Annotated in this window: 14 protein-coding genes; 10 read left to right on the forward strand and 4 right to left on the reverse strand. The window is 59.9% G+C overall.

The genetic code is table 11. The annotated features are described in order from the left end of the window. Positions 1-2: 2 nt before the first annotated feature. Both VW35_RS22225 and VW35_RS20835 read right to left on the reverse strand, forming a co-directional pair. Complete coding sequence (locus VW35_RS22225) at positions 3-350, reverse strand: OmpA family protein (RefSeq protein ID WP_161796827.1); 348 nt, start codon at positions 348-350, stop codon at positions 3-5. Beyond that, on the reverse strand, positions 244-1059 hold the full coding sequence (locus tag VW35_RS20835; RefSeq protein WP_244465800.1) for an ATP-dependent DNA ligase: 816 nt from the start codon (positions 1057-1059) through the stop codon (positions 244-246). Before VW35_RS20835 ends, VW35_RS22225 begins: the two co-directional genes overlap by 107 nt. Positions 1060-1260: 201 nt before the next feature. On the opposite strand from VW35_RS20835, the gene VW35_RS00325 reads away from it, so the two are divergent. The 6 genes from VW35_RS00325 to VW35_RS00360 all read left to right on the forward strand — a co-directional run bounded on the left by VW35_RS00325 (position 1261) and on the right by VW35_RS00360 (position 9030). Continuing rightward, a complete protein-coding gene (locus tag VW35_RS00325; RefSeq protein WP_046141037.1) occupies positions 1261-2022 on the forward strand; it encodes an SOS response-associated peptidase in 762 nt (253 codons plus the stop codon). A 312-nt stretch (positions 2023-2334) separates the two neighbouring features. After that, a complete protein-coding gene (locus VW35_RS00335; protein ID WP_046141039.1) occupies positions 2335-2655 on the forward strand; it encodes a hypothetical protein in 321 nt (106 codons plus the stop codon). A gap of 345 nt (positions 2656-3000) precedes the next feature. Continuing rightward, on the forward strand, positions 3001-6324 hold the full coding sequence (locus tag VW35_RS00345; RefSeq protein WP_046141041.1) for an error-prone DNA polymerase: 3324 nt from the start codon (positions 3001-3003) through the stop codon (positions 6322-6324). Next, positions 6324-6713 carry a hypothetical protein gene (locus VW35_RS00350; RefSeq protein WP_046141042.1) on the forward strand — a complete coding sequence of 130 codons (390 nt, stop codon included), beginning with the start codon at positions 6324-6326 and terminating at the stop codon, positions 6711-6713. The genes VW35_RS00345 and VW35_RS00350 overlap by 1 nt, the downstream gene beginning before the upstream one ends. 34 nt (positions 6714-6747) lie before the next feature. Continuing rightward, a complete protein-coding gene (dinB, locus tag VW35_RS00355; protein WP_046141043.1) occupies positions 6748-7839 on the forward strand; it encodes a DNA polymerase IV in 1092 nt (363 codons plus the stop codon). Between the two features lie 921 nt (positions 7840-8760). Further along, the gene (locus tag VW35_RS00360; protein WP_046141044.1) at positions 8761-9030 is read left to right on the forward strand and encodes a DUF2312 domain-containing protein; all 270 of its coding nucleotides are present in this window, start codon (positions 8761-8763) and stop codon (positions 9028-9030) included. A gap of 409 nt (positions 9031-9439) precedes the next feature. On the opposite strand, the gene VW35_RS00365 is transcribed toward VW35_RS00360, so the two are convergent. Continuing rightward, the gene (locus VW35_RS00365) at positions 9440-13159 is read right to left on the reverse strand and encodes an SIR2 family protein (RefSeq protein ID WP_046141076.1); all 3720 of its coding nucleotides are present in this window, start codon (positions 13157-13159) and stop codon (positions 9440-9442) included. 301 nt (positions 13160-13460) lie between these two features. Then, a complete protein-coding gene (locus tag VW35_RS21185) occupies positions 13461-13643 on the reverse strand; it encodes an SDR family NAD(P)-dependent oxidoreductase (RefSeq protein ID WP_152662418.1) in 183 nt (60 codons plus the stop codon). 347 nt (positions 13644-13990) lie between these two features. On the opposite strand from VW35_RS21185, the gene VW35_RS00370 reads away from it, so the two are divergent. The 4 genes from VW35_RS00370 (at position 13991) to VW35_RS00385 (ending at position 18171) form a co-directional block, all read left to right on the forward strand. Continuing rightward, positions 13991-14980 carry a LacI family DNA-binding transcriptional regulator gene (locus tag VW35_RS00370; RefSeq protein WP_046141045.1) on the forward strand — a complete coding sequence of 330 codons (990 nt, stop codon included), beginning with the start codon at positions 13991-13993 and terminating at the stop codon, positions 14978-14980. 110 nt (positions 14981-15090) lie between these two features. Then, positions 15091-16368 carry an extracellular solute-binding protein gene (locus VW35_RS00375; RefSeq protein WP_046141046.1) on the forward strand — a complete coding sequence of 426 codons (1278 nt, stop codon included), beginning with the start codon at positions 15091-15093 and terminating at the stop codon, positions 16366-16368. 76 nt (positions 16369-16444) lie between these two features. Further along, the gene (locus VW35_RS00380; protein ID WP_046141047.1) at positions 16445-17332 is read left to right on the forward strand and encodes a carbohydrate ABC transporter permease; all 888 of its coding nucleotides are present in this window, start codon (positions 16445-16447) and stop codon (positions 17330-17332) included. Beyond that, entirely contained in the window at positions 17332-18171 is an 840-nt protein-coding gene (locus VW35_RS00385) for a carbohydrate ABC transporter permease (protein ID WP_046141048.1), read from the forward strand. Before VW35_RS00380 ends, VW35_RS00385 begins: the two co-directional genes overlap by 1 nt. Position 18172 lies beyond the last annotated feature (1 nt).

Below are 18172 nucleotides of genomic sequence, written 5' to 3' on the forward strand. Positions count from 1 at the left end.
ACTCAGTTACCCGTTGTCGCCCGCACGATGATTTCGACACGACGGTTGAGTTGCCGTCCAGCAGGATCGTCCGAACCATCGGGTTTCTCATTGGAAGCCGCTGGACGAGTTTCACCGTAAGCGCGTACCTGAGGCAGCGGCAGAGCGGGAGAGGCGGAAGCCAACCAGGCAGCCACCGAATCCGCACGGCGCCTGGACAAGTCCCTGTTGTAAGCGTCCGTGCCCTTTGAGTCGGTGTGACCTTCAACCGTCAGCCTGAAATCTTCCAACTGCTTCAGCTCTTCCAGGAGTGCCTGCAGATCTTTCTCCCCGTCCGGCCTGATCACAGCCTGATCGAAGTCGAACAGCACGTCTCCTGAAAGCACCCAACGAAGGAGTTCGTCCCCTTCGTCGGCGAGGTCCGTAGACGGCGCTTCCGGCATCGTGACGACGGGCAGTCCGATGATGTCGCCCGATGGGAAGCTTGGCCATGCCTCGGCCGTTGTCGCTCGGGCGCCAGCCGCCGATGACGAACTCCTGCCGTTTCGTGCACTTGATCTTGAGCCAGCCCTTGGTGCGATCGCCCACATACCGGCCGTCCACGCGCTTGGCGATCACGCCCTCATGGCCGCCCTTGCACATGGTATCGAAGAGCGACTCGCCGCCGTCGATGACGTGATAGCTGTATTGAAGGCTGTCACCGGCGTCGCGATCGCCGATCAGCTCTTGGAGGATTGCTTTCCGCTCAATGAGCGGCATGCGCGTCAGGTCCTCGCCGTCCTTCTCGAAGATATCGAAAGCGTAAAATTTGAGAGGGATGCCGGCGGCGATGCCAGTCTTCAGCATGGAGAAGTTGTTACGGCCATGGTTGTCGATGGCGACGATCTCACCGTCGAGCAGCGCCGATCCTTTCGTCACCGTCTTGAGGCGCGGCAGAATGACCTTGAACTGCTCGGTCCAGTCGTGGCCATTGCGCGTGTAGACCCGGACCTCGCTGCCCGAGATCGCCACTTGGGCTCGGTAGCCGTCGAACTTCATCTCGAACAGCCAGTCGTCGCCGGTCGGGATGGTCTCCGACAACGTGCAGAGCTGGAACGGTCGGAAGGTCGGGAGAGGATAGGTAGATTCTGAGTCTCTGCGGCGTGGCCGCTTTGTGCGGAGGTCGGGCGTCAGCCCAGCCATGTCGAACTCAGATACATCGAGAGTCGAAAATGCGAGTCTTTCGAATCGGTTGCGCGACGCCGATATGATATCGCTCGCATCGAGCCCAGGAGGCCGTCCATGTGCAATCTCTACAGCCACACATCGAACCGTGATGCGATCGCGGCCTTCGTTCAGGACATAAAGCGCATTCACGAGAACGTCGGTAATCTGGAGCCCCAGCCGGGCATTTTCCCAGATTATGACGCTCCTATCGTGCGCAATACGCTGGAGGGCCGTGAGTTGGCAAAGGTTCGATGGGGCCTCCCCTCCAGCCAAAAGGCTCTCTTCGACGCTGCCAGCAAACGTGCAGATAAGTTGCGGGAAAAAGGTAAGGACGTGAACTTCGACGAGTTGCTGAAGATGGAGCCCGATAGCGGCACGACCAACGTTCGCAACATCATCACATCCACCGGTAAGTGGAACCAGCATTGGAACCGCTGGATGGGCGTCGAGAACCGGTGCGTCGTGCCCTTCACGTCATTTAGTGAGTTCGACAATACCGTTGTGAACGGAACGAAGAATGCAGACACCTGGTTCGCATTCGATGAGACGCGGCCGCTCGCATTCTTCGCAGGTATCTGGGTGAAGGATTGGACCAGCGTCCGCAAGGTGCGGACGGGCCTGGAGACAACAGACCTCTTCGGATTTCTGACCTGCGAGCCTAACGATGTCGTCGGGTCCATTCACATGAAGGCCATGCCGGTCATCCTCACGACAAAGGCGGAGGTGGAGATGTGGCTAACCGCACCTAAGGATGAAGCGATCAGCCTGCAGCGCCCGTTGCCCGATGGTGTGCTTGAGATCGTCTCCGTCGGCACAAAAACTGATCAAGCCGCTTGAGAGTGGCTTGATCCGACTGTCCGCCGCCGAGAGTTGTGCTGCTCAAAGCACATGGGACAGAACCTACTCGAGGCTCTCAGTCACTGAGAACACTGATCGCGATCGCGACAATCGCCAAAGCGCCAGCGGCACCCATGAGGGAGAGGACTGGGCTTAACGTACCGGCTCCGAGTGGCCCTATGACGGTCCCGGCAATGAGCGCGACTGCAAGCCCCACCAGGAACTGACTGAAGATGGATGCTCTATTGTTCTTCCGCATAGTGCTTCCTCCGTTGCTCTAGGATTAGCACCGCGTGACAGGGCGGGGATTTCGTGGATAACTTCGCCAGATCAGGCGGAGGCGGCGTCCAGGTGAGAGACTATGTCGACACTCTAAGCGAGGAGCTGATCGCGCGATACAAGCTCCACCTCGAGACCTTCATGGTCGATCTTTGGAGCTCGGCCGGCATGATCGAGTTCAGGGTCGGCTTTGCCCTCCGGAGTGAGCACAAGCTGCACGGCTTCACACTCAAGGTGGGTGCCGAGGAGGCTATCACTCCCGCGGAGCGCCGAGCGGTGATAGATGCGGTGTTCCTCGAGATCGAGGACCAGCTCGACGAAGCGATATCCTCGAATCTGCTGGAGTTGAACTGATGCTGCCGGATCGCTTGGGCGTGGAGAAAGAACGAGAGATCCGTCGTCTCCGCGGACTCTTTGCTGGCGTGCAGCGAATACCTGAACATCGCCGCGACGCGGAGTGCGCGGACGATCGCGCACTGATCATTCTGCACCTACTCTTAGATCTGGGCGAGGATTGCCGCGACCTTCGCGCTAGCGAGATCAGGCCTCCCGCTTGAGTAGACCCGTAGTCGGCAGTGAACTTGTCCACGCGTTTTCCACGTTGACCTGCCGAAGTCAGAAACGACCTTGACTGGATCGCAGCCAGAATGAGAACAAAGAGAGAACAACCCCTCAGCTGAGTCAGCGGGTCTTTCTTTTATGCCCGGCCATTTCGAACCTTATGCTGAGCTCCTGGCAGCAACGAACTTTTCGTTTCTCAGAGGAGCATCGCACCCATTCGAGATGGTGGGACAGGCTGCGGGGCTTGGGCTTTCGGGGATCGGCATCTGCGATCGCAACAGCCTTTCGGGCGTAGTCCGCGCGTATGCTGCTGCACGCGATCTAGCAAAAGATCATCCTCAGTTCCGCTTGGTTGTCGGCGCTCGCATCGTCTTTTCGGACGATACGCCGGACATCGCCGTCTACCCTACGGATCGCGAAGCATATGGCCGGTTGAGCGCTCTTTTGACCTTGGGCAACAGACGGGCTCCGAAAGGAGAGTGCATTCTTACCAAAGACGACCTGATTGCACACGCGGAAGGACAGCTCATGATCGTCGTGCCGCGTCAGGACCGAATCGATGAAGACGGTGACGTCGCAGGTCTGTTGCAGCAAGCAGCGCCCGGCCGCGTCTGGCTCGCAGCCTATCACCGCTATGACGGGGTCGATGCGGCAAGGCTCAACCAGCTCGCCCAAGCGGCGCGCGCCGCCAGTATACCTCTCCTCGCCAGCATGGATCCGCTCTACCACGAGCCAGGCCGGCAAATCTTGCAGGATGTACTCACCTGCATTCGAGAGCATGTCACCATCGAAGAGGCTGGGTTTCGTCTTAGTGCGAACGCCGAGCGGCACATCAAAACGCCTCTCGAGATGAAAGGTCTCTTCCGACGCTTTCCCTCGGCACTTTCGGAGACGAACCGCTTCCTCTCCATGATCTCCTTCACCCTCGATCAGCTCAGGTACATCTATCCAGAAGAGACGGTTGGCAACGACGAGACGGCCCAACAGACACTCGAGCGATTGGCTTACGAAGGCGCTCGTTCGCGATATCCGGATGGTGTTCCCGAAAAGGTTGAGAAGGGCCTTTCGCACGAACTCGCCCTAATCGCCGAGATGGGCTACGCGCCCTATTTCCTCACCGTGCAGGACATCGTGCGGTTCGCCCGGCAAGAGCGCGGTATCCTTTGTCAGGGCAGGGGCTCTGCCGCGAACTCGGCAGTTTGCTTCTGCCTTGGGATCACGGAGGTCGATCCCATGCTCGTCGATCTGCTGTTCGAGCGCTTCGTGTCGACAGAACGGGATGAGCCTCCCGATATCGACGTCGACTTCGAGCACGAGCGGCGCGAAGAGGTGATGCAGTACATCTACCAGAAGTATGGCCGCCATCGCGCCGGGCTGACCGCCAATGTAATTACTTACCGGGCTAAAGGCGCCATTCGCGACGTCGGCAAGGTCTTTGGGTTAAGCGACGACGCGATCTCGATGATCAGTGGCCTCAATTGGGGTTGGGGCAGCATCGACATTCCCGAAGAGCGTATGCGCCAGATCGGCATTAATCCCAACGATCATACCATCGCCACCATCATGGCCCTCGCCGAAGAGCTCTACGGTTTTCCACGCCACCTCGGTCAGCATGTCGGTGGTTTTGTCATTACGAGAGATCGCCTAGACCATCTTGTCCCGATCTCCAATGCAGCCATGGAAGATCGCACAGTCATCGAGTGGAATAAGGACGACCTCGACGAACTTGGTATCCTCAAGGTCGACGTTCTCGCGCTCGGCATGCTCAGCTGCATTAGACGCGCCTTCAACCTCATTCGGCAGCACTATGGGCAAAGCCTGACGCTCGCGACCGTGCCCCAGGAAGATCCGCGTGTTTATCGCATGACGCATCGCGCTGATACCATCGGCGTCTTCCAGATTGAGAGCCGGGCGCAGATGTCGATGCTGCCGCGCCTCAAACCCTCCGAGTTCTACGATCTCATCATCGAGGTTGCGATCGTCCGGCCCGGTCCGATCCAGGGCGACATGGTGCATCCCTATCTCAAGCGTCGGCAGGGGCTAGAACCTACCGTCTATCCATCGCCCGAGCTCGAGCAGGTCTTGAAAAAGACTTATGGCGTTCCCCTGTTCCAGGAACAGGCCATGAAGATCGCCATCGTTGCTGGCGGCTTCACCCCAGGAGAGGCCGACAAGCTCCGCCGCGCCATGGCGACCTTCAAGCGCACGGGCGGCGTCGGCATCTTCAAGGACAAGTTCATCAACGGCATGCTCGAGCGCGGCTATGAGAAGGAGTTCGCCGAGGCTTGCTTCCGCCAAATCGAAGGGTTCGGCTCCTATGGCTTTCCCGAAAGCCATGCCGCCAGCTTCGCGCTGCTGGTCTACGTCTCCTGCTGGCTCAAGTGCCACTATCCCGATGTGTTTGGAGCCGCGCTTCTCAACTCCCAGCCCATGGGGTTCTACGCCCCTGCGCAGATCATCAGCGATGCACAAGCACACGGAGTTGATGTCCGACCTGTCGACATCAACCTCAGCGACCTCGAAGTCGTCATGGAGCGCACCAATCAGGCCGGCCTGACGCTGGCACCACGGCATGCCGAGATGGCGGACGACATTTGGGGCAACATGGCCATCCGCCTGGGCTTCAACCTCGTGGGCGGGCTCAGAACTGATCATGCCAACCTCATCATTGCGAGACGCCGCGGCGGCTACGACAGCATTCGCGATCTTTGGTTGCGGACAGGATTATCGCCGAAAATCCTCGCCGTTATTGCCGAAGCGGATGCCTTCCAGTCTCTGGGACTGTCTCGACGCGACGCTACATGGGTCATCCAGGGTCTCATTGGAGACCATGGCGCCGAGACGCTGCCGCTCTTTGTGGCCGCGGGCCCTCCAACTGCCGTGAAAGACGAGGAGAGCCATCTTCCACCGATGCTCCTGGGCGAAGAGGTCATCCACGACTATCGCGCACTTTCGATATCTCTGAGGGCTCATCCGATGAGCTTTCTCCGCGAAAACCTCACGGCACGCCGCGTAACGGTAGCCGACGATTTGCGCACGGCCGAACCGGGCCGTCGCGTCAATGTCGCGGGGCTAGTGCTGGTTCGGCAAAGGCCCGGTACTGCAAGTGGGGTGATCTTTGCAACGCTCGAGGACGAAACCGGTGTCGTGAACATCATCGTCTGGCCCAAGGTTTTCGAGGCAAATCGCAGAGTCGTCCTGGGTGCACGCGTGCTTGGCGTGCAAGGCAAGCTGCAGCGAGAAGGCATCGTCATTCATGTCATCGCGGAGAGGTTTGTCGACCTGACGCCGAATATGGCTGCTATCGCGGGCGGTGTGTCGATTGGCGACCGTACGATAGCACGAGCCGACGAGGGCAAAACCGGGGGTCCCAAAGGCCGCAATCGCGAGCAGGAGCAATATGAGGCGGCCGTCGCCAAACGCCTGCTCGAGGCCTTGCCCATCGGTCGGAATTTTCACTGATGCCGACGCGGCCGATCAGAACGCTTCAGGACTTCCATGACACCCAAAGGGCGATCCATGCCTACTGTTCGCACTATTGGGTTTGCAGTCACGATGCCCAGCTCGCGCTTGACCTGTTGGCAATCCACCTCGGGTGGAGTTTCGACTTCTATGCGGGCCGGGATTATCTGGCGGGCCGGCTCAGATGCTCGATCTGCGGCTGGTACCATCCCACTTTCGCTCTCGGGCATGCCGGCAAACGGCCCGAGTTCTCGGGGACGCATGGTGCGGGGACAGTGCCAGTGTCAGCCGAGGAACTGATTGCCCTACAACGGGCGCGCGAAGCCAATATGGCGCGCGAAATGCCTTGGGTCGGCAAGCGCAAGGGGGGCAGGAAGTTCGGTCGATGACTGCTGACAAAGGGCGACGCAGGCGTGCTGCAGTATGGCTCGGAAGGAGCGGGCGATGACGGTTCGAAAAATCATCCACGTCGACATGGACGCTTTTTACGCGTCCGTTGAACAGCGCGATAACCCAGAGTTGCGCGGCAAGCCCGTTGCCGTCGGCCATGGCGCCAAGCGGGGTGTTGTCGCCGCCGCGAGCTATGAGGCCCGAAGTTATGGGGTTCGTTCCGCCATGCCGTCCATCACGGCGATGCGCAAATGCCCAGACCTCATCTTTGTCCCGCCCCGGTTCGAAGTCTACCGCGCCGTCTCGGCCCAAATTCGCGAGATTTTTGCGGAGCACACCGATCTCATCGAGCCCCTGTCACTGGACGAAGCTTACCTCGACGTCACGGAGAACAAACAGAACATTGCGCTCGCCACAGACGTCGCCAACACCATCCGTGCCCGCATCAAGGAAGTGACTGGGCTGAACTCATCCGCTGGCATCAGCTACAACAAGTTCCTTGCCAAGATGGCCTCGGGACATCGCAAGCCAAACAATTTCTTCGTCATTCCACCAGGAAAGGGAGAGGCGTTTGTCGCCCATCTGCCGATTGAGAAGTTTCATGGGGTTGGGCCGGCGACCTCCGAGAAGATGCACCGCTTCGGCATCAGGACAGGAGCGGATTTGGCGCGTATTCCAATGGATTACCTCATAGAGCACTTCGGCAGCTCGGCCGATTATTGGTGGAAGCTGGGCCGCGGAATCGACGAGCGCCCAGTGACGCCCAACCGAGAGCGGAAATCCATTGGTGCCGAGGATACATTTCCAGAAGACATCACCACCATCGACCAGGCCCGCCGCTTAACCGCGCCGTTGATCGACAAAGTCTGGATCGCGGGAGCAAAACGGCGGCTTGCCGGACGCACTGTCACTCTTAAGATCAAATTCGCCGACTTTGAGCAGATCACGCGTTCGAAGAGTAATGCGGGCCCGCTGCGCTCGAGAAGCGACATGGAGCTCCTTATCGACGATCTGCTTGTTCGGGAGTTTCCGCCTCCGCGTCCAGTCCGCCTCCTTGGCGTGACGCTATCGAACTTGGCTGAGACCGAGACTGAACACGAGGACCAGATTGAGCTAGCTTTATGACCATGCACCTGGTTCCGGCTGAGGACACAGCTGGGTTTTCGTATTCCAACCGGGACGATTTTTAGCTTTCTGCATGGCAGGGGTGCTGCAGACTGGTCCCACGGGTAGAGTGAGCCACATCGGCACCGGCACAATTCAGAGGGTAGCGGGCCGTTTGGGGTAGGGACGTAGAGATTGCCCATGCTTCCCCAGCCGGCGGGTGCCGCTAAGATGCAGTCTCCTGGATCAAAGCAGCTTTCGACCTGCATTCCTGCCAGTAGCGCTCGCCCGATAACGCATCGGCGCGCGAATGGATTATTGGCGGCTAGGTGGTCTTGATAGGTGTCGATAACCGGGGGTTATCGACACCTATTATACTGTCTCTTAGCGAGCGAATATTGGTGGGTGCATTTGAAGGTTGTTTGCGAGAGTGCATTGCGAAAGGACGCGCAATCACGAAAAACTCACTCTTCGGCCAAACAGAGCGTTATTGGATGTGAAGATTTCTTGTAGAACAACGACTTAGGCGCCGCCGTGGCTCTATTCTGTGCATCGAAGGTGCGTGGTGTGTGAGAAATAATTTCACGACAAGTCGCGCAATAAGCTTCGTGAAAGTAAATCATACGCCATAGCTGCGTTACCGATAGAGGTTCGACACGTTGGCGCTACACCGGACGAATTATTTTGGCTTCCGGCGGGCAGTTCGCGTCTCATTCAAGACATCTGCACCGATCTGACAGTTCATCAAAGCTGCCATCCCTCAAAGACACTATGAGAGCTCGGACAGGCGCATGCTGCCCTGTCGTTCCGGGTAAGGCTGGGTTGAGCAGCCCACAAGCTCCGGCTTCATAGGTGTGGAGTACTGGTGAGCTGGCCAGATGGTTTAGGCTTCATTAACTCGCCCCTTGGACATTGCCCGCATCTTGAGCTTAAGGAGCCACCATGAGTGAGGTTGGGATTGCAGGCGGGCGCATCCGCTCGTTCGTCGAGCGTATCGAGCACATTGAAGCTGAGATCGCCGAACTGAACGAAGGCAAAAAGGAAGTCTTTGCAGAAGCAAAGGGCGAAGGCTTCGACATCAAGGTGATCAAAGAAATCATCAAGCTGCGCAAGCAGGACCAGGACGAACGCGACGAGCAGGAAACTCTCCTCGATCTTTACATGAAGGCGATGGATAGCGCCTCCGTCGCCGAGGACGCTCAGGCGGCATGATCTAACTGCGCTGAGCTGGTAGCAGCGCAGCGCACCAATCCTGCCGTTCGGAGCACTGTCGCTCTTTCCTGAAAGCTGTCGTCAGCGGGGCGCGAAGACATCGCGTTGGGGTCTGAGCCCATTTGAGTCTCTTCAAAAGGGGCAAGGCTTTGCCGGTGTCCACTGCTCTCCTTCCTCGAAGTTGAACATCAGCTTACGCTCGCCGTCCTTAAGCAACACAAGGGCTCCATGCCGCCGGGCTCGCCGGACGTCGCCACGGTGACCTGGCGGGCAGCGTCGAGCGTGTATCTGCCGGGCTCGAAATGGCCACCGGTACCGTCTCTACCGCAGCTGGTAATTCATCGGGTGCATTCTCGTCTGTCGAAGGGGTAGCCGGCACGAACCAGGACGTCATCGGAACCGGAATTGATCAAAAGTCGCGCTCGGCCGCGCGTCGGGACAACTCGTCCAACTCGGGGCCCTGGGCGGCGCCGGTAGCGACAATGGCGTCCACCAGCCTCTTGCCCTCATACGGCCAGTCCCCGCGCTCCGAGGGCAACAGCCTTTGCAGCGCCGTCACCAACGCGGCGATTCCAACAACATCGAGATCGGCGACCTCGCAGTCGAGGTGCAGGTCGTGCCCAATCGACAGAGGCACCAGACCCGGCATCACGGCTTGCATGACTGCCGCAAATTGTTGAGGGACGGACGACGCGAAGCGAACAAGGGCCGACGACATCTGAGGCCTCCTCAAGGTCCGCTGCTTGGGCCACACCTTGGTGATGAAGGGCATAACGAGCGCCCGCCATCGATCGTTGTCCTCGGCCCAATCGCTCACGAAACGAAGCATCGTTCGACGCACGTCGTCCCCACCGAGCACCAGTGCATCGCGCAGTTCGGCGTCGAACACGATCTGCTGGGGTCCCTCTGATGCCCACGCGCTCAAGAGGTAGCCGATCAGGTTGCTCTCTTCCCTGCCACCACGCCCCACTCGGGCGAGCATCGGAGCCTTGAGCTGGGCAACGAGATCCGGAGGAGGCACCCTGACCATCCTGGCAAAGCCGGACCAGAATGCATCGGCATCTGGACCATCTACGATTGCTTTGGCCAAGACGCGGTCCTCGGTCCACGCGGGCTCATGGAACTGGAACCATGGAGTTCGCTGAGCGACCAGGTGAAGGGCATGTCGGGCGTGGTCGCCGGGCAAAGCCAAGACCTTGTCCAACCGTTCGAGCCACGCCGCAGGTACAGCGTGGCTGCCGTCAGGGAGCGGCAGTTCGAGCAGCGCGAGCACCAGCCTTCCGATCACGGAATTCAGGGACTCGAAGGACCAGTCGCGACCAGGCTTCTGCTTGTAACCGGAGGGATGCAGGGCGGCAGCGGCAACAACGAGATCCCATATCGCGTCGAACTCGCCGCCCTCGCCGTTCTCGAACCTCGGGCCGCGCTCGGTCAACCATTCCACGAGCGGATACCAAAGCTTTGCGATCTCGTCCGATGGAAGACTGCCGACCAATCTCACCACCACCGTATCGAGCCGCGCCGAGGTCTTTTGCTTGGCGGTCGTCCTCAAGAACGTCGACCAATAGTGCCAGGCCGTCTCGACGCCGCGCCGCATCGCACTGTGGAGCGCTAGGACCGAATGCGCCGGCCTTTCCAGGGCATAGCCTGCGAACGGGTCGTGCTCCTTGAAGTCCCGGAAGCCTTCCTCCGGCACCTCGATGGGCAGCAGCTTATTGACAGGGACGTCGAGAATGCTTGCTGGATCGGTGTCGGTCGTTATCGACCGGACCTTCCCTACTTGTGGTTGAGCCGTGTGATCGGCCCATCGCTCCTGCCACGATGGAGCTGCTTCGAGCAACCGGGCCCGCTCCTTCGCGACGTCGAAGCCGAATGCGATGCCCTGTCGGGTGAACCAATGGATCGCGTTCAACCTGTGAACCGCGGCTCGCTCCTCCGCCTCTGTCGGCGCATGGTCGGCCAGGTAGGGGATCGGCGATCTGAGTATCCTCGTTTCGATCGCCCGCCGCCCGGCATCGGGCAGTTCGGCCCAGCGATCCCGGATCGCGAACAGGAGGTCCCGTTCATGGCGGTAGGACCAGAAGGTCTCGTCGTCCATGCCCGCGAACAAGGCTTGGGCTTGATCGATCGTCGTGAGCAACGGGCGACCGGCCGCCCATATCCGAAGACGTTCGAAGACGAGGCCATCCTGCCCATTCCAGGCTTGGACCTCCTGGGCAGCAGCAGCGGGATTCGCGGCCTCCAAGGCTTCGACCAGATGGGTGAACTTGACGACGGGACCCGTCAGACCGTATCCGCCGCCCAAACGCTCGCCATCATCAGGACGCGTGGTGTCGATGCTGAGCCATGCACCGATGTCGGTCTCCAGCTGCTCGGCTTCGACCAGAAGGCTACGCCACAACGACACCGCCAATGGAAGGTGGGCATCGTCGAACTTGAAGTCCTGATGGAGATCCGCGTACTCGACGTCCAAGTTCATGAACTCGGTCGGGTCGGCATCGACCGTCATTGGCGGGGCAACGCGGAACATTCTTTCGACCTTGACCCTGGGCCTGGCGAGTTCGATCGCCTCGCGGACCAATGAAGCAGTCCAGCCACTTGCAGCTCTGTGAGCTATCTCGATCGCCGCTTGTGTCGCCTCCACCGGGGGCCTGCGCCATTGAGTGATAAGGTACCTCCAGTATGGAAGCAGCACGCTGCCGCTATCCCTTAAACGATACCGAAGCTCATGCTCCAGTTGCTGGATCAACTGCGGATGCGCCGATCGCAGGCCGGCCGCCCACCAGAGAGTAGGCGCCTCGTCCATCCGCCGCACGATAAACAGCATCAGCCTCCATGTGCGCGGAAGCGGCGACGATTCGCCGAAGATGCTTCCGACATCCTTGACGGTTGCCGATTTCACGTCGCGCGGGGTCGGTTCGAACGCGGTCCACGCGCCAGACGGAACCTTCCGCCGCTCGAAATGATCGTCCGGATCCACGGGTGGAGGCGCCTCGTCGCGATCAAGGCCGAGATGTTGGAACGGGTCGAACTCATCGCTGGTCGGGTCTCGTCGTTTGACCGGCGCCGGGTCGAGGTAGCGAACTTGCGGGTCGAGCACATACAGCCAAGTGGAAGGCATGGGAGGATCGCTGGCGATCACCTTGTTCATCCCGACCAGGGTCGAGGCCAGGTGCGCGATGCGCCCCCTGAAGATAGGCGAACATATTGATGGGCCGGCGCTGGCTTCCAGGACCGTGCGCTGGAACCAGGCATCCGGATCGGCGGCCCGCTCTGACCACGCCATGAGCGTATCCCAGAGATTGGAGTAGTCGTCGCCGAACGCCACCGGCACGACGCCTTTCTGCAGCCACTGCTCGTTCGCGTGCTGCTCGTCGCCGTGCTGGAAGGCATAAATGTTCTCGACGGGCGATTGCTCCTCGCGAAGGGCCTCGAGGAGGTACTGGACCGGAGGGTCGTCCGCGGAATACCCGACGAAGACGATCTTGAACCGGTCCATTAGGCGGCGGATGTAATGCGTGGCCCATCCATCCGAGAGATAGGCCCTGCCGAACTCGCTGCTGGAAAGGACGACAGGTTCGGACATCGCGTCATAGTCTTCGTCCACTCGTCCGTGGATGTGGATGATACCCTCGAAGTCAGCCGGTCGCTCAGGAACCGGCAGATTGTCAGGCCCCCAGCTCGTCAGCGCAGGATTGCACGCTTCGAACAGTCGGTCGAAGTTCGTGGTGACCAGTCTGGGGCGGCCATCTGATCCACGGGAGAGGTCGATGAGCGCCTTGTGGCCATGCAGCTCCACATTGCTCTGCGGCTTCAGTACCCGCGCCACCGAGTCGCGCACCTCCTGCGGGTCGAACTCCAGATCGAGCAAGGTGAACATGCGATCGACCGGGACGAATGGCTTCTCCCCGGAAGGGAGTTTTGTGTTGGCGGCAGCGTGGAGGCGCCGAGCCGGGCTTCCCGTCAATGAGCCCAGATCATTGATCACGTCCCCAGCCAACTTCAGAAAATCCGACAGACCGGCAAAAGCGAGGGACACCCCCGCACCGCAGAAGAACAGCACTCTTCCTTCGTCCCGAGCCACCAGAAGGTCATCAGGAATATCCGGGCCGTTCTCGATGAATTTCACGAAGTTTCTCCTGATGGTCGCAATGCCCAATCGCGGATGGGAGACTGATATCAGAACGCGCCGATCGGGATGAAGCAAGGCCGCCGGTTATGGGAAGCGGCCAAATGCTTAGCGTCGAAGAGAGCGTGGCAAACAAGCGCCCCAAATCAGTCATTCAGGCGGGCATTGCGATCCCCCAAAAGCTGCCGAGTTTTAATGTCGAGCAGCGCTCGCACCTCAGCGCCAACCGCCATCGACCAATTCAACCAAGGGCCCAAAAGGTGCCTTGGGTGCTACTTCCCCTGATTTCAGCGGCCAGACTTTACGCCACTTCGGCATCTGCCGAATAGGTGAAGGCAATGGTTGCGCCTTGCTCCGCACACTTGCGAACAATGGCTGCGCCAATGCCGCGCGAGCCGCCGGTGACGATGGCGCGCTTGCCATGGATCGGTAGAGAGACAGATTGTTGGTCGACGCGCCCTCTTAGCCCTTGGCCAGAACACAACGGGTGCCCCAGTCAGCGCAGCGTCGCGATCTCACCAACTGCCGGGGCCGGCATTTGCCACTCGTCATGTTGGTGGGCTGGAGCGATAGCTGAAATGCGCGCTGCCGGGACTGCTTCGCCTGAAATGAACAAGGCGGCCGCAAGGCAGCCCTGAACACCGAGTGGGGTTGTGTACTGTTAGTCAGCAATACGCCGAGTCCGGCCATAGACGCAGCTTGGATCATGTCCTCATGGTTGCCGTTCCGTTCCGTTCGGCCGAGCCGCGGGCGAGGAGCATCCATATGTTGGTTGATCCCGGCCGATTGCCTGTGGCACGTATCTGACGTTGTCCAACGAGAGCCAGTGCCGTGTCGACTCAACGTGAAATCGCCCGGCGGGCCAAAACCTCCCTCAAGACGGTGTCGCGCGTCATCAATCGGGACCCGCTGGTCAATGCCGAGACGCGTGCGCGCATCGAAGCCATCATAGCAGAGATCGGCTACGAGCCATCACAGGCAGCACGGATGATGCGTTCGCAGCGCTCCAATGTCATCGGCTTCCTTGCCGATGGCGTTGCCACGTCCAGCTCTTCCATCGATCTCATTCGCGGCGCCCAGGACGTGGCCTGGGAACGCGGCAAGCAGATGATGCTGTTCAACATCGAGCGTGGCACGGCAAGCGCCGCCAATGCGGATAGCCAACTGACGGCCTTTCGTGCCGAGGCAATCATCTATGCCGCAGTATTTCACCAGGAAGTCGACATTCCGAACACTGGTGTGCCGCATGTTCTACTGAACTGCTTTGACAAGAGACATCGCCATACAGCCATCGTCCCTGACGATTATCAACTGGCCTACGACCTGACACGCGTTATTTTCGAGCGGGGCTACAAGCGGCCGGTTTTCCTGAACCTCAATTCCGATATCGTCGCCAGCCACCTGCGCGCCGACGGTTTTGTCGATGCCGCGGCGGCCTTGGGCCACGATGTCAGCAACGCCATCTACACTGCCGTTATTTCGCGCGCAGGAACCACGCCGCGACTAGCCACGCACGATATCCTGCCGCCGCTCTTTGCAGGCGAGGAAACGCCCGACCTGGTACTGTGCGGCCAAGACACCATGGCCATGAATGTGTATTTCGAACTGGGCGAATTGGGCCTCAAAGTCGGTCGCGACATTGCCGTGGCCAGTTTCGACAATCTCGAGCCCATCGTGAGCCTGCTCAAGCCAGGATTGTCCACCATGGAACTGCCCTATTACGACATGGGACGGGCAGCGATGACGCTTGCTATCGATGGTCAGGACGAAGTGCAAGTACTTCGCCTCAAAGGGAAATTTATTGAGCGACATTCGCTGTAGCGCACAATTTTGCACAGCAGCCATGCGCCATTGACAACGTGAGACAATCTGCATAGCAATTGTCTCACGTTGTCATATCGCGATGACGCCGCTTTCGGAGGAGATAATCGATGAAGCATGCCCTTTACGCAGGGGTGGCTGTGGCCGCCTGCGCCATGTCCTCGCACGCCTTTGCCGGCCAGCTCACCGCCTGGGTGATCGATGGCGATAGCGAAAAACCCTATTTCACTCAGCTCGAAGAGAGCTTCAACGCCACGTACGGCGCCGAAGGCATCACCCTCGATGTCGTGCCGATCCCCAGCTATAACGAGGCGATCCAGGCCGCTACCCTGTCCGGCGGTCTGCCCGACGTGATTATGCTCGACGGCCCGAACATGGCCTCCGTGGCTTGGGCCGGCACCATCCAGCCCATCGGCGACCTGCTCGATCCCGAAATCATTGCCGACCTCCTCCCCGCCATCAAGGCGCAGGGCACTTATGGTCCGGAAGAAGAATTCTACTTCATCAGTCCCTATGACTCCGGCACCATCCTGTGGGGCAATAAGGCGCTGCTCGAACAGGCGGGCGTACGTATCCCGACCACGGTCGAAGATGCTTGGACGCGCGAGGAGTTCGCCGATGCCCTGGCCAAGCTCAAGGCACTGCCGGGCATCGAATGGCCGCTCGACGTCAAAATGAACTACGGTGCCGGCGAGTGGATGACCTACGGCTTCTCGCCTTTCGCCCAGTCCAACGGCGGCGACATCATCGACCGTGAAACCTGGGTCGCCGAGGGTACGATCAATTCCGACGCCAATGTCGCCACCCTGACCACGTTGCAGGACTGGAACAAGGCCGGCTACATCGTTCCGGCCAGCGCAGGCGACAACAAGTTCTACGGCGAAAAGACCGCGGCTCTTTCGTGGGTTGGCAATTGGATGTGGCCGGCGCACCGCGAAGGCCTGGGCGACGATCTCGTCCTAATCCCCCCGCCGGCCTTCGGCGAAGCCGGGCCGATCTCGGCCAATGGCGGGTGGGGCTGGGCCGTGCCCACCTCCTCGACCAATCTCGAGGATATCAAGGTCTTCCTCAATTATGCCATGTCCAGTGAACAGGTCGCGGCCTATGCCGACACCACTGGCTATGTGCCATCGCGCGCCTCGGCCATTCCGCTGTCCAAGACCTACGGTGCAGGCGGCGATGGCGAGATATTCGCCAAGCTGGCCGGCTGCTGTGCCGTGGTCCGTCCGGTGCACCCTGCCTATCCTGTCATCACCAATGCCTGGGCTACCGCAGTGGTCAACGTCTTGTCCGGTGATGTCGATGTGAAGGCCGAGCTCGATCGCGCCGCCCAGACCATCGACCAGGACATTGCCGATAACAACGGCTATCCGCCTTTCGGGCAGTAGGCCGCATCACGGGCGCGCTTCCTCACGGCGCGCCCGTATTCTTTTCTGGGGCCGAACCAAGGCCGGAGGATTTCCCATGCGTATCAGGACCAAGGGGCAGGGCCAGGAGCTGGCCATGCTGCTGCCGGCGCTGATCTTCATCACCGCCCTCATTGTCGTACCCTTCCTGCTCTCGGTGTGGTTCTCCTTCACCGACCAGCGCCTGGTGCCGCGCCCGATCCCTACCAAGTTCATCGGCGCAACCAACTATGAACGCATGCTCGTCGATCCCCTGTTTTGGCAGGCGATCTGGAACACGGTGCTGTTCGCGCTGATCGTGACGCCGGTGCAACTCGCCATGTCGCTGGGCGCCGCGCTGATCCTGAACTCAGCCATTCCCTTCCGCGGCTTCTTCCGCTCGGTGGCCATCCTCCCGCTGCTCCTGCCGATGACCGTCATCGTCTCGATCTGGGCGGTGCTGTTCCGCATTCCCTCCGGCCCGTTTAACGCGGTTTATCAGTGGTTTGCGGGACAGGGCGCCTATGTCGATTTCCTCGGCAATCCCTCCACGGCCATGCTCTCGGTCGTGGCGCTTTCCGCCTGGGCGACCTTCCCTTACCAGATGCTGATCTATCTCGCCGGTTTGCAGGATATCCCGCAGGACCTCTATGAGGCTTCCAAGCTCGACGGCGCCAAGGCCTGGCAGCGCTTCCGCTACGTCACGTGGCCCGGGCTGCGTAACGTCAACATCTTCCTGATCATCATCACGACAGTGGGCGCGCTCAAGCTCTTCACCCAGGTCGATATCCTCACCAAGGGCGGACCTAACGGCGCCACGACGACGATCATCCACTACCTTTTCAAGCAGGGATACGCGACGCAGAAGGTCGGCTATGCCTCGGCGGTCGCCGTGTTCTTCTTCCTCGCCGTTACCGCCATCGCGCTGCTGCAGCGCCGCTTCCTCAAGAATGAGGGAGAAGCCTGATGCGCATCCCCCGCGACGCTATCCTGCCGTCCCTGTTCGCGCTGGTCCTGGCGCTGGGCGTGCTGCTGCCGCTCCTCATGATGGTGACCATCAGCCTTAACCCCAACGAGCAGGACATCATGGTTTCCATGGGCTCCATACGCTCATTCATCCCGCAGGTCTTCAGCCTCCAGAACTATATCGAAGTCTGGACCGACCCGGTCCATCCCTTCGGCCGTTACCTCGCTAATACTGCGCTGATTACCTTCTCGACGCTGATCCTTTCGATCTTGTTCAATTCCATGGCCGCCTTCGTGCTGGCGCAGGGAACACTGGCCATCCGCAAGCCGGTGATGATCCTGATCCTGGCCACGCTCGCCGTGCCCGGCGAAAGCCTTGTCCTGCCGCAATTGATGATGGCAGGCTGGCTGGGCCAGATCGATAGCTACCAGGTGCAGATCGTGCCGGGCGTGGCCAATGCCATGTCGATCTTCCTCTTCTACCAATTCTTCTCGCGACTGCCCAAGGAGCTGATCGAGGCGGCGCGCATCGACGGCTTCTCCTTTTTCCAGATTTACCGGCATGTCGCCATGCCGCTCTCCAAGCCCGTCATATCGGCAATCGCCGTGCTGCAATTCCTCGAAATCTGGAATGCCTATCTTTGGCCGGTCATGGTCACGCGCGGCCCCGAATATCGGCCCCTGTCTGTCGCCATGTCCGCATATTTCGGCACCAACCAAGCCGCCTGGGGCAATATCATGGCCTTTGCCGTCTCCATGGCCGTGCCCGTCATTCTATTCTTCCTCATTCTCCAGCGCCAGTTCATCGCCTCGGTGATGTCCTCGGGCGTCAAGGGCTAGC

It is taken from the genome of Devosia soli (assembly GCF_000970455.1).
Taxonomy (GTDB): Bacteria; Pseudomonadota; Alphaproteobacteria; order Rhizobiales; family Devosiaceae; genus Devosia; species Devosia soli.